Raw genomic sequence first — 15,609 nt, forward strand, 5'->3', positions numbered from 1 at the left:
ACCGAGCTCGGAGTGAGGACGTATGTTCGGAGTAGTCGTGAGGAATGGGACCGTTACGCTGGCGGACGACCTCGAGGTACGCGCCCCGCGGGCGCATGAAGTCAGCGTCAAGGTGCTGGCGTCCGGAGTCTGCCGAAGCGACCTCCTTCCGATTGATGAGCCGATGCCGGAGGCCATGGTCCTTGGCCATGAGGCCGCTGGCGTTGTACAGGCTGTCGGATCGGACGTGACGGGGATCAAAACTGGACAGATGGTCGCCGTCTCCTGCCAGGTTCCCTGCAACCGATGCAAGGAGTGTGCGCGCGGTCTGTTCACTGCCTGTTCGCGCAGTTTCGGGATCGGGGAGACACCGTTCACCTGGCGCGGCGAGCCGGTCCAGTCTCTGGCCCGTGTCTCATCACTCGCGTCGAAGATCACGGTCGACGCGTTTCAGGTCCACCCGATCGAGAATCTTGACCCGTCCGCCGCGGCGCTCATAGGTTGCGCCGTTAGCACCGGTTACGGCATGACCCACAACGTCACCGCTGTGCGGACCGGCGAGTCTCTTGCGGTCTTCGGAGTCGGGGGAATCGGGATCAACAGTATTCAGACCGCGCGTATGGTAGGCGCCAGCCGCATCGTTGCTGTCGACATCAATGCATCAAAGGAGTCACTGGCGAGACAGTTCGGAGCCGACAGCTTCGTGCTGATCCACCCGGATGACTCCGCGGACGCGGTGGTGGCGACCTTCCGTGCCGTCGTGGGTCATGATGTCGACGCGATCATCGACTGTACGGGACAGGCGTCGATCATCGCGGCGGCACAGCGGGTCCTTGCGCCAGGGGGCCGGCTGGGCCTGGTCGGTATCCCACACGCCGGGGGCACCGCAACTCTTGATATCAATATGACGATGTACAGGCACATCACGGTCACGGGCGCGCTGAACGGCGCGAGCAACCCATTCGTCGACATCCCGAACATCGTCCGGCTGGCGGAGCAGGGCCGGTTCAACTTGAGCGATCAGGTTACTCACCGCCTGCCACTGGACGAGATCGACGAGGCAATCGCGACGCTTCGCGCAGGCAAGGCGCTGCGCGTCGTCATCGACATGCCTGTCGACTGAAGACGTGCGGTGGGCCGGCTCCACAGCGGCCGGGAGGGAATCCGCTCCCGGCCGCGTCGGTACGAGCCACCGCGACATCGGCAACAGGGCTGGGGGGCCCAGTGAGCCGAGCGGTAGATCAGCAGCGGGGAGGGTGCACTCCACGAGCGGGAAGGCCTCGATCCGCCGTTGGTCGCAGGCTCGCGGCCAGACCGGCCGACAAGGTCATGAATCGGGCCGTCCGTGCACCGCACGGCGTCGGCGAGCTCGAACACGCCAGGCTGAGGTCCTCCCGCACCGACCCGGTGTCGGGATCAGCCAGCCTCCGTCTTTCACCGGGGTAGGTGATATCCCGGGCTGACGTTGCCGGAACGTGATCGGGGTGCAGGTCGGCCGGCAGGTCCGCCACGCCGTGCGTGGCCACTTCATCAACGAACAAGCGCATTGAAGCACCTCTACCTCACGATCACCAGCCTCGACACGATCACCAGCCTCGACCCCACCGGCAGGGGCCGACAGAAGTGGATGATCCGCTGGAAGGCACCCCGCAACGCCTTCGACGGACGCCTCTCCGCCGGCCGCAAATAGCTCACCCTCAGTAACCAGCCGCCAGTGGTCCGCACGTAGCACGACCAACCCAGTTACACCGCAAACTTGACAGCCCCCGGCGCCCACCTGGGAGGGCGGGTCAACTTCGAGGCGGCGGACCCAGAGCCGAGCGGGCTCATGACGGCTCATGACGCCTCATGACGGTGACGACCACGCTGACCGACAGGCCCGGAGGTGGGACCGAGGTGGCCCGCGTGGCGCTGCCGAGTGCGGATGGCCTCCGGTCGGGCGACGCGGCTGGCCGCGCGTGTACTTGCCCATGCCGGCCCACTCGCCGGGTGTCCGCTGCGGCTCGCTCAATGCCGTCGCACCGGGTCGAAGCCGTCAGCACCGTGGAGATCTCGGGGGCGGGCGGCTTGGCCACCGCTGGGCGCTCGGCCCGCGGCTTCATTGAATCGTCACCCCGGGCTCGGCCGGGCGAAACACGACGCGATCTTCGTCGAATCTTCGTCATTCGTCGCGGGGGATGTTCGCACCGGCCGGGCAGCCTGGAGAACGGAGGCAGGGCAGATGGCCCGGCTGGACGGCACCGGTTGCTGGGCCCGAGCCGAGGTGAAGGGAGCAGGACGATGATGGGTTACGGCGGAGGGATGGGCTGGGGCGGCTGGCTCGGGATGGGCCTGCTCTGGCTGCTGCTGCTGGGGGTGATCCTGTTCCTGGTGGTGCGGCTGCTGCCCGGAGCAGGGCAGGGGGGCTCCCGCCAGGGTGTCTCTGGTGGTCCGGCGGCGGAGTCGCCGGAGGAGATCCTGGACCGGCGGTTCGCGCGGGGCGAGATCGACATCGAGACCTACCAGGCGCAGCGCGCGGCGCTGGCCGAGGTGAGGGGGAGGAAGTGACCGGGGCGCGGCGGGGCTGGCTGATCGTGGCCCTCGCCTTGGTGGTGCTGGCGCTGGTCGCCAGCGTGGCCGCGGTCGTCTCGGGGGTGGGCAGGACAACGACGGGCGCGGGCCGGCCGGGCCAGTACGTCACCGGCACCGGGGCCGGCGGCTACGGGCCGGGGATGATGGGCGGGCCCGGCGCGGGAGCCGGGGAGTACGGGCCCGGCATGATGGGCGGTTCGGGCCCGGGGTCGCTGGGGCCGGGCATGATGCTGGGCGCGGCCGGGTCCTGGCAGGGCGGGGGCCGGTCCGGGCTGGCCGGCGACGGCCAGGCGGTGACCAGCATGGCCGCGGCCAAGGCCCGGGCGCAGGCGTTCGCCGACCGGCTGGGGGGCGGGCGGCGGGCAGGCGAGGTGATGCAGTTCTCCAACGGCTACTACTCGGAGCTGCTGGCCTCCAGCGGGCAGGGCGCCACCGAGGTGCTGATCGACCCGGCGTCCGGGGCGGTGAGCATCGAGCACGGGCCGGCGCTGATGTGGAACACCGGCTACGGGATGCGGGCGGCCGGGGACGTGACGGCCCGGGTGAGCGCTGCCGAGGCGGTCAAGGACGCCCAGGCGTGGCTGGACGCCCAACACACCGGGCTGACCGCCGGTGAGGCGATGGCCTTCCCCGGCTACTACACGATGCACACCCTGTCCGGCGGGAAGATCGTCGGGATGATGTCGGTCAACGCGGTCACCGGCGCGGCCTGGTACCACACCTGGCACGGCACCTTCATCGCCATGGTCGGCAAGTGAACGACGCGCGGACGTCGGGCAGCCTCGACGCCGGCATCCCCGGGCCGGCTCGCCCGGGGGTGCGGGCGCTGGTGGTGGACGACGAGCCGGCGTTGGTGCGGGCGGTGGCCGGCTACCTGGAGCGGGAAGGGTTCAGCGTGGTCTCCGCGGCGGACGGGGAGTCCGCGCTGCGGGCGGCCCGGGCGGACGTGCCCGACGTGGTGGTGCTGGACCTGATGCTGCCCGGCATCGACGGGATCGAGGTGTGCCGGGTGCTGCGCACCTTCACCGACGCCTACGTGATCATGCTCACCGCCCGGGCGGACGAGGTGGACAAGCTGGTCGGGCTGTCAGTGGGGGCGGATGACTACCTGACCAAGCCGTTCAGCCCGCGGGAGCTGGTGGCCCGGATCCGGGCCATGCTGCGCCGCCCCCGGGCCACTGCCGGGCAGGAGGAGCCGGAGGGGGTCCGCCGGTCCGGGGATCTGGCGATCGACCCGTCGGCCCGGGAGGTCCGCCGCGGGGATGAGGTCGTGGAGCTGACCCGGACCGAGTTCGATGTGCTGGCGGCGCTGGCGGCCCGGCCCCGGCAGGCGTTCACCCGCCGGCAGCTGATCGACGCGGTCTGGGGCGGCGACTGGGTGGGCGATGAGCACCTGGTCGACATCCACGTCGGGCACGCCCGCCGCAAGCTCGGCGACGACCCGGCCGACCCCCGCTACATCCTGACCGTGCGCGGGATCGGCTACCGGATGGGCCCCGGATGATCCGCCCGCCCGCTTCCGCCGGGATCCCCGCGGGGGACGGCGCGAGCGACCGCCCAGAGACCGGAGGGTCGCCGCCCGCATCGGCACCAGCCGGGCGGCGCGAGGTGCGGTGGGCAGGGCTCGGGCTGGGGGCGCGGCTGTTCACGGCGATGGCCCTGGTCGTTGCCGCAGGGGCGGGCACCCTGCTGGTGGTGGCGCTGCTGGTCGCACCAGCGGTGTTCCTGACCCACCTGCGCCGGGCCGGCACCCCGGGCCTCACCCCGGCCGTGGAGACCCACGTCGAGCGGGCCTTCACCCAGGCCATGATGATCTCGTTGACCGCCGGGACCACCGCGGCGGTGCTGGCGGCCGGACTGGTGACCTGGCTGGTCGCCCGCCGGCTCGCCGCCCCGGTCACCACCCTGGCCGCCGCGACCACCCGACTGGCCGACGGCAACTACGACACCGACCTGGCCGACCCCCGCCTCGGCCGGGAGTTCACCGCACTGACCACCGCGGTGAACCGGCTCGGCGACAAGCTCGCCGGTTCCGAGCGGACCCGGCGGCGGCTGCTGGCCGACCTCGGCCACGAGTTGCGCAGCCCGGTCGCCTCCCTGGAGGCCACCGTCGAGGCAATCACCGACGGGGTGCTGCCGGTGGACGCCACAACCCTGGACACCCTGGCCGAGCATGCCTCCCGGCTACGCCGGCTGGTCACCGATCTGGAATCGGTCTCCCGCGCCGAGGAACGCCAACTCGCCCTGCACCCCCAGCCGGCCCGGCTGGCCGACCTCGTCCAGCGCGCGGCCACCGCCGTGCGCCCCCTCTACCAGGCCGGCGGCGTGGACCTGCAACTCCGTGCCGAGGAAGCGGGCCCGACGGCCACCGTGGACCACGACCGGATCGTCGAGGCACTGACGAACCTGCTCGACAACGCCCTGCGGCACACCCCCGCCGCGGGTGCCGTCACGATCACCGTCGACCAGGCCCCGGGTGGAGCGCGCCGGCCGGCCGATCTCGCGGCCGGCCGGCCAGCGGCGGCGCGGATCCGCGTCGCCGATACCGGCGAGGGCTTCCCCTCCGAGCAGGCCGGCCAGCTGTTCGAACGCTTCTACCGCACCGACCCCGCCCGCAGCCCCAGCACCCCCACTCCCGCCGCCACGGCGGGCAGTGCACCGGGCCGGCACGGATCCGGGATCGGCCTGACCATCACCCGGGCCATCATCGAGGCGCACCACGGCAGCATCACCGCCCACTCCGACGGCCCCGGATGTGGTGCCACCTTCACCATCACGCTGCCAGCCACAACGCCACATGGACCCGCCCGAAGTGGAAGGGGTACGCGGTGACGCCACACGCGGCGACCCGCCGGGCGGCCTGCACCTCCCGCAGGAACCGGCCGCGAAAATCAGGGTCGCTGGCAGGCTCCAGCCGTATCACCTTGATCGCCACGGGCTGGCCGTCGGCCCGGTGACCGAGGTAGACACTGCCCATCCCGCCCACACCGAGGCGACCGAGCAGCGTGTACGGGCCTACCTCCGGCGGATCGCTCTCCTCGAGCGGCTCCACCCCAGCGGTGCCCGCCATGACGAGCCCCCCGTCTCACCGGAGCCGCGATGGTCCTTCACGTGTGAACGACCCTTGCCAGACCTCTAGGGAACCGTTGCCGAGTGCGGTGGTGTAGTTGAGGACACGGGCGTAGCCGTCGTCGAGGAGCATCGGCAGCGCCGGTCCGGTGGGCAGTCCAGTCGAGAACGTCTCGGTGATCCAGGACTGGGCCCAGGCCGTTTCGTTCTTCCACTCGGTGGTGGTGAAGCCGGCTTGCTCGATCGAGGCGTGTAGTGAGCCGGCAGTGACGACGAAGCTGTCGGTGCCATCAAGGGACCACGGCATCGGCCAGGGCAGGTCAACGTGACGCGGCTGGCAGGCCTCCCAGATAGCCAGGCGCGCGCCGGGGGCGAGGCAACGGGCGATGTCCGCGAACCAGGCGGTCTTGTCCTGGACGTTCATCTGAACGTGCATCGAGATCGCGGCCTGGAACAGCGAGTCGGGTTCGAACGTGCCGATATTGCCCACCTGAAAGTGGACGAGGTCAGCCAGGCCGGCCTTGGCGCTCAGGTCGCGGGCGGCGTCGACGTAGGCCGGGGTGATGTCGATGCCGGTGACGTGGTGGCCGGTGCGGCGGGCGATCTGGCGCGCGGGTCCGCCGAATCCCGAGCCGATGTCCAGTACACGGTCGCCCTCGGCGAGCGCGAGGACACCGATGAGCAGGTCGACCGCGCCGGCTCCGCCGATGTGGAACTGGTCGAGATTGTCCAGCGCACCCTCGGCTGACACGTCCAGGTCTGGATGTTCGCTGAGAAGCCGGTCGATCGTCTGGTCGACCCTCGATTCTCCGTAAGTCATCGCACGAGAGCCCTCTCGTCACTTGTGGTTGCCACCAGTTCGACCAGCCGCGAATGATCACGAACGCGCCATGGGCGAGGTGACCGGGGAGAGCGGCTCCGAAGCGGCGTGAGCACGGCTGACACTATGCCGAAGTGGTTGAGTTTTTCAACTATCTAGCACAGGAGCTAAACCACCCTTGCGCTAGGCTTGCCTCGTGCGGACCTATGGCCAGTACTGCTCGATAGCCCGCGCCCTCGACATCTTGGGGGATCGGTGGACGCTCCTGATCGTCCGCGAGCTGCTGCTGCAGGGCCGATGCCGGTTCACCGACCTGAAGAACGGGCTTCCCGGCATCGCGACCAACCTGCTCTCGACCCGCCTGAAGGAGCTCGAGGACGCCGGGCTCATCGGCCGCGAGGACGCGCCGCCGCCCGTCGCTACCGTCCTGTACACCCTGGCCGCGGACGGTCTGGCGCTGGAACCGGTGTTGAAGGCGCTCGGGCTCTGGGGACTGCGGTACATGACCGTCGAACGGCCCGCTGACGCGTTCCAAGCACGCTGGCTCGCCTATGCCGCCTCCTGGTTCACAACGGATACCGACCCCGACGCCCCGCCGGGGGTCATCCAGCTCCTCGCAGCAGACGAGCGGGCCGTGATCGAGGTCGGCGGAGGGCAGGTCCACAGCCGCATTGGCCGCGCCGTCGACCCCGACCTGGTACTGGACGGCCCGCCCCGCGCCATCCTGGGGCTGCTCACGGGCGTGATCGACATCGACCTGGCCACCCGGATCGGGTTGACCGTCCGCGGCCGCCGCGACCTGCTCGCCCGCCTCCGTCCCGTCACCGACGACGATCGAGCGTCGCAGCCTGGCCGTTGCGCAGGCTCGCACGTGTGCGACTAGGCCATGTGGCAGAAGCCGGGCGAGGTAACGGGCTTCTAACGTCGCCGTCACGATGTCAATCAGCGGGGGGTGACAGTGAGCGACGGAACGACAGCCGTGGTGCTGCTACATGGTGAGTGCGAGGACGGCTCCGTGTGGGCGGCTGTCACAAGGCTGCTGCGTGAGGCCGGCGTCGACGTGACAGCTCCCGCGCTGCGAGGCTCATGGAGCGCCGGATGGTTGCGCGGGATGGCCCCGTCAGGGTTCGCCGAGTCCGGCGCGGCGGGCTTTCAGAATTGCTGCTGCGCGGTCGGGGGCGTGAAGCTTGGTGAGGATGTTTGAGACATTGTTGGCGACGGTTTTCGGGGTGAGTCCGAGCTGGCGGGCGATGCGGCTGTTTGGCCAGCCGTTGGCAAGCAGGCCGAGGATCTCACGTTCTCGTTCGGTGAGTTCGGGGAACGGGCCGGTTGTGGGGAGGGGGTCGGTGAAGGTGCGTAGAATGCGGCGGGCGACGTCGGGTCCGAACACCGCGTCGCCGCGGGCTACTGCTCCGATGGTGCGTATGACGTCTTCTTGCTGGGCGCCTTTGAGTAGGTAGCCGCGGGCGCCGGCGCGCAGGGCGGCGAAGACGAATTCGTCCTCGCCGTACATCGTGAGCATGACGACCGCGACCGTCGGCTGGGTGGCGAGGATGCGCCGGGTCGCTTCGATGCCGCTGATCCCGGGCATCTCGATGTCCATGAGGACGACATCGGGGTGTTCGGAGCGGGTGAGGCTGATCGCCTGTTCGCCGGACGTCGCCTCGCCGACCACGGTCAGGCCCTCGACGGAGTCGATCAGCGCCGACAGGCCGTCGAGCACGAGGCGGTGGTCGTCGACGATGAGCACCCCGATGGTGGACGCGGGTTGGGTCATGACTGGTTTCCGGTGAGGGTCTCGGGGATCTGGCCGTGCGCTGGCGGGGGCGACCCACGGTCGTGCTCCGGGGTGGTCTCGGCAGCTGGCCGGGGGACCGTGCTTCCGGCGAGGGAGAGGGGGAGGTCCGCCTGGACCCGTCCGCCGGTGGGGGTCGGTCCGGCGGTCCAGCTGCCACCGAGCGCGGTGGCCCGTTCCCGCATCGAGGTCAGGCCGACCCCTGGAGACCACGCTCCGCCGTTTGCCCCGTTTGCCCCGTTGTCGTCGTTGGGCGTTCCGTTGTCCCGGATATCGATGTGGAGGTGGTCGGTGCAGGTGATCGATACCTCGCAGGCGGAGGCGCGGGCATGTCGGGTGACGTTCGTGACGGCTTCCGTGACGATCCGGTAGGCGGCTATCTCCACCGCCGCCGGCAGCGGCGGCAGCGCTTCGGGCGCCGTCAGGGTGACGGGTACCGCGGTGTGCCGAAGCTGCTCGTGCAATGCGGGTAGCAGGCCGAGCTCGTCGAGGACAGGTGGCCGTAGGGCGTAGACCAGGCGGCGCAGGTCGGCGAGTGCCGAGGTGAGGTCCTGGCGGACCGAGACGAGTAGGTTCCCGGCCCGCGTCGCGTCCCGTTCCGCGAGATTGCGGGCGGCGTCGACCTTGGTCGCAGCGGCGGTCAGCGTCGGTCCGAGGCCGTCGTGCAGGTCGTGGCGCAGCCGGCGGCGTTCCTCCTCAGCCGCGCTGACGATCCGCTCCCGGGAGCGGATCAGTGCCTCGGTGAGCTGCACGTTGCTGGCCGCCACCGCGGTCTGTCGGGCGATGTCGGCGAGCAGGCGGTTCTCCCGAGGCGCCAGTGTGTTCTGCCCGGCTCGTAGGCTGACGACGAGGGCGCCGATGTCCTGTCCCTGGTGCACCAGGGGGAAGCGGGCCGAGGCGCCGGTCCGGGGGGCTCCGTGGGTGATGGAGCGGATGGCACCGTCGTCGGCGCGTAGCTCGACCGCCGCGGACGGCAGCCGCAGGGCTCCGGCGAGGGCCTCGAGCAGGCCTGGCAGCAGGGTCTGGACGCTGCCGGCGGTTTCCAGTCGGGCTGCTACGCGGGTGGCCACGGTGTACGGCTCGTCGCGTTCGCCGTAGAGGAACCGGTTGACCAGGCGCTGTAGCCGCTCGCGTGCGGGGGCGAGGCTGAACGCGGCGCCGAGTGCGGCGAGCACGGTGGATGTCCCGCCCACCTGCTGGCCGAGGGCGGCGAGCACCGCGACGCCCGCCGCGTACACCAGGGCAACGAACGAGGTGAGCAGGGTGTAGACGAGCGTGCGGTTGAGTACCACCTCGATGCCGTACACGCGGTTCGCGAGTACCACTGCCACAACGACGGCGAGCTCGACGACCGTGCCGACGCTGCTGATCAGCTGCCCACCGGGCAACGCGACCACGAACGGCGTCACCAGGATCGCGACGACGTTGACCACGGCCAGCCAGCGCAGTACCCGGCGCAGCTCGCCGGCCGCCCGCAGCCACCGGGCCACCATCACCACCGCCGCGAGCAGCATCCCCGAGGAGAACAGTGCGGCCTGCACCCAGCCAGGGATCGCGTCAATGCCGATCGGGTTCGTGATGCCCATGTAGGCCGCTGGTTCCTGGGTGGGTCTGGCCGGCACCAGCGGCGTGCACAGCCAGCCCGCGGCGCAAAGCCCGACGCTGGCCCCCGCTGCCCGCCCGGTCCAGCCGCGGGGGAACCGCCCGTGCGGGAACGTCGCCCACGTGACCGCCAGCACCAGCGGCTCCAGCGCCTCACCGGTGCCACCGGCGATCAGCGCCGGCCCGGTTCCCTCCAGGTCATGCCCGCCGAACACGGTGAACGCCGCCCAGCCACCGAACGCAGCAGCCAGACCGTGAGCGGCCGCGGCGGCCAGCGCCAGCCAACCGAACAACACCTCCGGCCGACGCGTGGCCAGCAGCCAACCCGCCGCCGCATACGGGACCGCGAGAAGGATCTGGGTCCAGCCCGCCAGGCTCGCGGAGTCCCCGGACGGCGTGACAGCCCCGTGCCGGTTCGCGACAGCCAGCACCGCCCCAGCGAGGGCCAACACGAGCGCGAGCACAGCGAGGACGTCAGCGGCCCGCTGACGCGCCCGCCGCGTCTGCGGCAAGGCTTGTGCGAACCCGTCCACGCCAGCTCCTCCCACCCAGGTCCCGCGGCCGGCTGGCATCGCCTGATCGCGGCCCGCCGGAGTCCAGTGTGAGGGACCGCTGATCCCGTCCGTATCGGGAATCTCTCCCGACCAGATCGGGAACGCGCACCCGTGCCGACGGGACGTAACCACCCGAATGATCGCGCTACCACCCGACGGTCAGCCAGCCCGGCCAGGCCAGGGCACGATCAGGAGGAACCGATGAACAACCACAGCACGGCCAGCCCCACCAGCCGCCGATGGGCCGCCGTCGCGGGCGCCCTCGGCGTCGGCACCGTCGTCCTTCTCACCGGCTGCTCCGGCTCGTCAGCTCCGGCGGGACCCGTGGCTGCCCCCGCGGCTACTCGCGCGACCACGCAGGCCGCGTGCGCCGCCCAGCTCGCCAGCGACTGGCTCAACATGCCCGGCCTGGACCCGGATGCCCCCGCCCCGAGCGCCACCGAGATCCAGGCCTGGGCCGCCTCGATCGAACCCCACCTCGCGGCCCTGCGCGCAGGTGTCCCCGCCAGCGTGACGGAAAGCGTCGACGTCCTCGACCGGACCGTGCAGGCCGCGAAGACAGGAAAGCCGGTCGCGGACTCGGGCGGCTCGCTGAGCACGGCGCTCACGGCCGTCGACGCCTGGGCGCACGACTCCTGCGGCTACACCACACTCGACGTGACCAACAGCGACGGCGGCGGCCTCGCCGGCGTCCCGACGTCACTTCCCGCCGGCCCGGTGGCTATGAAGTTCACCAACACCGGCGATCCGGCGAAGGCCGGGTTCGTCCTCCTGCTCGGCAAGATCCGCGACGGCCAGACCGCCACCGCCGCCGACGTGCAGTCCGGGAAGACGAACATCGAGGCCGTCGCCGACATCGTCGCGGTGGCTCAACCGGCCGGCCCCAACCCCGCCTACGGCATCGCCACGCTCAGCGCCGGCCGCTACATCGTCTCGGCGCCGGTCGGAGCGCCTCCGAACTTCAGCGCCATCCTCGCCACCGGCTTCGAGGCCCGCTAACCCCGGTCTCGCCGGCCAGCCGCTCAGGAGCAGCCCGACTCCAGCTGGCCTCGGGTATTCCACGTCAGTTCCGCCCCGGAACCGCCCCGTCTACCGCCCCGGTCCGGGCGCTCGCTCACCTTGGCGCGGGCCCGCCGTGATCCGTGCGGCGGAACGCGGCCCGACCGCACCCGCCCGGGGAGTTCCCCACCGCGCTGGTCCACGCTGCGCCCGAGCCGCACCCCCGCCCAGGCCGGCCGCCGTCCAGATCCCGAAACCATGAAGGAGCCCCATCGTGTCCGCCTCCACCATCCCCGCGTCCATCCGTTCGGGCCCCGCCACGCCGATCGGCTCACCCGTCAGCCGATGGCTCGCCGCCGCCTGCCTCCTCATCGTCGGAGCTGGCAGCGTCGCCGCGACAGCGCTGATGCCCGCGACCGGCGACACCGACGTCGCCGCTGTCAACACCTACGCGGCCCACCTCGGCCGGGTCGACGCCGGACTCGCCGTCGAGACGCTCCTCGTCCTGCTGGGCCCGGCGGTCGCGGTCGCGGCCCTGCTCGCGCAGCCGCGGTCGCCGAAGCTCGCCGCGGTGGCCGGCTGGCTCGGGATCCTCTGGGGCGCCGCGTGGATCGCTCTCATCGGTGTCGACAACGCGGTCCGTGCCGCCGTCGGCACCGACCGCGCCGCGTCCGCGAAGCTGCTGGCGAAAATGACCGACTCGACGCAGTTCAAGATCTTCGTGGCCCTCGCGCTGCTCGGTGGCCTCGTGGCGATGGTGTGCCTCGGGATCGCGCTGTGGCGCTCCCGGGCGGTGCCCCGACCGGTGGCGGCCGCGATGATCGCCTACCAGCCGCTCAACATCATCGGCGGCGACTCCGACGTCCTGGGGATCATCGCGAGCGCCGTGCTGCTGGCCGGCTTCGTGGGCTGCGCCCTCGCTGTGCTGCACCGCGGACTCCCCGGCCTGAGCCCCGCCCGGCCCGCTGACCCACGATCAGCGATGGCCACCCTCGCGACCCACCAGTCGCCAGCCGGCTGACCGAAGCAACCACCGGCTCCCGGGCGACGCCCACCCCGAAAGTCTCCACCGAACCGGCGTTGTCCGGGCGGGCGGTGCCACCGCCCCGCCCGGACAGCGCTTCTGGGGGCAGACCTCAGCCAGATGGGGCGCGACCCAGCGTGATCGCCTGGGACACCGGCCCCCTCACCGCCGCCGACCTCGACGACCAGGCCGCCGGGTCACCGTCATCCAGCAGCGACCGCGCGGCAGGCTGACGCAGCCGGACCATCAATCGCGCGCTACTACCCACCGTTGACCTCGCGTATCCGAGGTGCTGCACTACTCACGCGGAGTACCACAGGGGGGTTGATGCGACGCGGGTTGGGCAGCGGCCGTAGTCCACGAGGGGTAACGACTCATCTCAGGTGTCAAAGGCTGCAGGCAGCTCTCTGGCTTCTCATCGTTCTGAGCCCGCAGCTGTCGACCAATCAACTCCCCGGGCGCGGCCCGGGCCGCCTGCTCCTCTGCCGCACCTGCGGCTTCCTGCGGCGGAAGAGCAGCGGAACAGTTCCTTGCCCGGTCGATAGTGACCATCCTCCGATGATGAGGCCACGGCCCGGTGAATCCGTGCAAATCCGATGCCGGGAGGGAGACGACAGGCATCACAGCCGCAGGGCCGTCCTGACAGCCACACAAATCCTCGGCACCGACCTCATTGAAATTCAGTGCCCAATTCATCCCGGGGGATCCATTTGACCATTCCAGCGGAGACCTTCGGTGTTTCCGAAAATGGCCCATCCCGTCGCCTACAGCTCGTAAATATCCTGCCAGCGACCGCGTTCACCATGCTGATAGCGGCTCTCATCGTGGCAGGCGCACCACAACACAGCCCTTCGGTAAGCCGCCTCAAAAGCACAATCGACGCCGTTGGCGCCGGTGGCGTCGTCGCGATCACTATTGCAGTCGCCGCCCTTTCTGTAGCCTTTCAGCCCTTCGAGCTCGCACTAATACGAGCACTTGAGGGCTACTGGCCACATCTCCCGGTACTCGATCGGCTGGCAGCCAGGGCTGCGGCGAGATCGCTCTCGGCAGCGCATGACTACTCAAGGTAGTCGGATTCGGCCGGCACGGATAGACCGGCAGCGACGTGAACCGCCTGTGGTTGCTGGGTTTCCTGATCAACTCTAAGCACTTCTCCAGGCCCGACCAGACTGGAAGTGTAGTTTGATCATTCCGGACTGTTATCTTGCCGCGGCCCTGGCTGGCAGCTGATGCCACCTGGCTCCAACGACGAAGGCTTCGTGGTCTTCAGCATACAGAACAGATCCAAAACAACGGCACAGCACATCAGCCGGCCGCTGCCCGGGCGATCGAAGCGGCCGAGGCGGCTCTCACTAAATTTCCGGCCGACGAGAACCGGCTCCTGCCAACGGCGTTGGGTAATTCTCTGCGGGCGATGGAAAGCCAGGCAGGAAGTGCGTACGGAATGGAGGCAATACAAGCGTTTCCCAGGCTTTACTACGCACTGCCGGCCCACGCCGTGGAAGTTCTGCTCGAGATGCGGAACCAACTCGACGCTTCGGTGCGTTTCTGCGTACTCTCACTAGGCACAGCCTTGGCAAGCAGCATCCTTCTTGCGCCTCATTCGTGGTGGCTCCTCCTGCCCGCAGCACTACTACTGTTCTCGTACCTCGCCTATCGCGCGTGCCTAATAGCGGCGGCCAACTATGGAATCTCAGTCATCGCCGCGTTCGACGTATATCACTTGCGACTCTTTGACGAGATGGGGATCAGACGACCTGCCAACACGAATCAGGCACGCGACCTTCACATGCTAATCAACGATCTGGGCTCCCCCGGGCTGGGAGGGCGGAATCAAGCGGTCATGGCGACACATGACTTTCCAGCAGCTCGGTAAAGACCTCGAGCGGCGTCGCCCATTTGAGCGTCTGCCGTGGCCGCCCATTCAGCTGCGTGGCCACCATATCAAGTTCTTCCTGCGTGTGCAAGGACAGGTCGGTGCCCTTCGGGAAGTACTGGCGCAGCAACCCGTTGGTGTTCTCGTTCGAGCCGCGCTGCCACGGTGAGTGCGGGTCGCAGAAATACACGGGAATACCGGTGCGGACGGTGAAATCGGCGTGCCGGGCCATCTCCTTTCCCTGGTCCCAGGTCACCGAGTTCCGCATGAACTCGGGCAGGGTCTCCATCTTCTTGCCCAGCAGGTAGGCGACCTTGTCGGCGTTACGGTCGTACGGTATTCGCACCAACATCACGAGCCGGGTCGTGCGCTCGACCAGCGTGGCGATCTGCGACTTGTTGCCCTTCCCGATGATCAGGTCGCCCTCCCAGAAACCGGGGACGGCGCGGTCCTCGGCCTCCTTCGGCCGCTCGCTGATGTTGACCATGCCGACGATCCCGCCCCTGGTCAGGGTGCTGCGCGACCGGTTGACCCGCCTGGCCCGGCCCTTACGCAGCGCGATCTTCAGTTCCGTCCGCAGCTCGCCGCGCGCCTGGAGGTAGAGGCACTCGTAGATTGTTTCGTGGCTCACGCGCATGCTCTCGTCGTCGGGAAAGTCCGTGCGCAGTCTCTCGCTGATCTGCTTCGGCGACCACTTCTCGACCAGGCCGGTGTTCACCGCGTCGTGCAGCTCCTTCGACGCGACGAGTTTCCGTTCCTTCGGGCGGGCGCACATCAGATCACACCGTGCCTGCGCATCCACCGCCCGATACGCCGCGGCACCGCCGTTACGCTCGATCTCCCGGGAGATCCCCGAATGATGACGACCGAGCACAGCGGCGATATACCGAGCCGAACGCTCCTGACTCAACTCCCGCGAGATGACCTCGCGGTCCTCCACCGTCAACCGCTCCCGTACGCCCATCCACCATCCAGCCCCTCGACACCATCGCGATCATCCTATCGGGGCGTCGCTACGACCGTTTGATGCCGCCGAGTATCAGTCGAATATACGGTCCAGCCATCGACAGTCACCGGGGGTGGCGCATCCGGCGGCTGAACTGTATGTTCACGGAGCCGTCCTTATCTCTCGAGTTTCGCACTTTTCATGATCGGTTTTGTGGGTCGTCAAGGAGGTTGATGATTTGACTGGTTCAGTGTGGGCATGTTCGCCGGCTGTTTCCGCGCGTGGCTTCACGCGGAGTGTTGATGAGGGGAAGGTCCAGCTCACGGGGCTGGTGGCGGGAGCATCGGCGTTTCCACACCAACACTCCGAAGAGT

14 protein-coding genes are annotated in these 15,609 nt (G+C 69.5%); 9 read left to right on the forward strand and 5 right to left on the reverse strand.

Translation table 11 applies throughout. The features are described from left to right. The first annotated feature begins 22 nt into the window (after positions 1-22). The 6 genes from FRADC12_RS20520 (at position 23) to FRADC12_RS20540 (ending at position 5,382) form a co-directional block, all read left to right on the forward strand. Positions 23-1,102, forward strand: coding sequence for a zinc-binding dehydrogenase (locus tag FRADC12_RS20520; protein ID WP_045877855.1), 1,080 nt, complete (start codon positions 23-25; stop codon positions 1,100-1,102). A 423-nt stretch (positions 1,103-1,525) separates the two neighbouring features. Continuing rightward, complete coding sequence (locus FRADC12_RS30235; protein ID WP_232304218.1) at positions 1,526-1,669, forward strand: hypothetical protein; 144 nt, start codon at positions 1,526-1,528, stop codon at positions 1,667-1,669. A 593-nt stretch (positions 1,670-2,262) separates the two neighbouring features. Continuing rightward, positions 2,263-2,526, forward strand: a complete 264-nt coding sequence (locus tag FRADC12_RS20525; RefSeq protein ID WP_232303925.1) for an SHOCT domain-containing protein — start codon at positions 2,263-2,265, stop codon at positions 2,524-2,526. Further along, positions 2,523-3,308, forward strand: coding sequence for a hypothetical protein (locus tag FRADC12_RS20530; RefSeq protein WP_045877857.1), 786 nt, complete (start codon positions 2,523-2,525; stop codon positions 3,306-3,308). The genes FRADC12_RS20525 and FRADC12_RS20530 overlap by 4 nt, the downstream gene beginning before the upstream one ends. Then, entirely contained in the window at positions 3,305-4,054 is a 750-nt protein-coding gene (locus FRADC12_RS20535) for a response regulator transcription factor (protein ID WP_232303926.1), read from the forward strand. Before FRADC12_RS20530 ends, FRADC12_RS20535 begins: the two co-directional genes overlap by 4 nt. 104 nt (positions 4,055-4,158) lie before the next feature. After that, positions 4,159-5,382, forward strand: coding sequence for a sensor histidine kinase (locus FRADC12_RS20540; protein ID WP_052711048.1), 1,224 nt, complete (start codon positions 4,159-4,161; stop codon positions 5,380-5,382). Here FRADC12_RS20540 and FRADC12_RS31585 read toward each other — a convergent pair. Both FRADC12_RS31585 and FRADC12_RS20545 read right to left on the reverse strand, forming a co-directional pair. Next, positions 5,324-5,620 carry a protein kinase family protein gene (locus FRADC12_RS31585; protein WP_157488969.1) on the reverse strand — a complete coding sequence of 99 codons (297 nt, stop codon included), beginning with the start codon at positions 5,618-5,620 and terminating at the stop codon, positions 5,324-5,326. The genes FRADC12_RS20540 and FRADC12_RS31585 overlap by 59 nt on opposite strands. Before the next feature lie 15 nt (positions 5,621-5,635). Beyond that, entirely contained in the window at positions 5,636-6,439 is an 804-nt protein-coding gene (locus FRADC12_RS20545) for an SAM-dependent methyltransferase (RefSeq protein WP_045877858.1), read from the reverse strand. 196 nt (positions 6,440-6,635) lie between these two features. Between FRADC12_RS20545 and FRADC12_RS20550 the strand changes: the two genes are divergently transcribed. Further along, on the forward strand, positions 6,636-7,322 hold the full coding sequence (locus FRADC12_RS20550; protein WP_045877859.1) for a winged helix-turn-helix transcriptional regulator: 687 nt from the start codon (positions 6,636-6,638) through the stop codon (positions 7,320-7,322). A 237-nt stretch (positions 7,323-7,559) separates the two neighbouring features. Here the strand turns inward: FRADC12_RS20550 and FRADC12_RS20555 are convergent, their stop codons facing one another. After that, positions 7,560-8,216 (reverse strand): response regulator transcription factor, encoded by a 657-nt coding sequence (locus FRADC12_RS20555; protein ID WP_045877860.1) that lies wholly within the window; start codon positions 8,214-8,216, stop codon positions 7,560-7,562. After that, positions 8,213-10,369, reverse strand: coding sequence for a sensor histidine kinase (locus FRADC12_RS20560; protein ID WP_045877861.1), 2,157 nt, complete (start codon positions 10,367-10,369; stop codon positions 8,213-8,215). The genes FRADC12_RS20555 and FRADC12_RS20560 overlap by 4 nt, the downstream gene beginning before the upstream one ends. 222 nt (positions 10,370-10,591) lie before the next feature. On the opposite strand from FRADC12_RS20560, the gene FRADC12_RS20565 reads away from it, so the two are divergent. Continuing rightward, a complete protein-coding gene (locus FRADC12_RS20565; protein ID WP_045877862.1) occupies positions 10,592-11,389 on the forward strand; it encodes a hypothetical protein in 798 nt (265 codons plus the stop codon). Between the two features lie 274 nt (positions 11,390-11,663). After that, a complete protein-coding gene (locus tag FRADC12_RS20570) occupies positions 11,664-12,410 on the forward strand; it encodes a hypothetical protein (protein WP_232303927.1) in 747 nt (248 codons plus the stop codon). Positions 12,411-14,254: 1,844 nt separating this feature from the next. Here FRADC12_RS20570 and FRADC12_RS20575 read toward each other — a convergent pair. Further along, positions 14,255-15,253, reverse strand: a complete 999-nt coding sequence (locus FRADC12_RS20575) for an IS30 family transposase (RefSeq protein ID WP_045877863.1) — start codon at positions 15,251-15,253, stop codon at positions 14,255-14,257. Positions 15,254-15,609 lie beyond the last annotated feature (356 nt).

Origin of the sequence: Pseudofrankia sp. DC12 (assembly GCF_000966285.1) — a bacterium.
GTDB lineage: Bacteria > Actinomycetota > Actinomycetes > Frankiales > Frankiaceae > Pseudofrankia.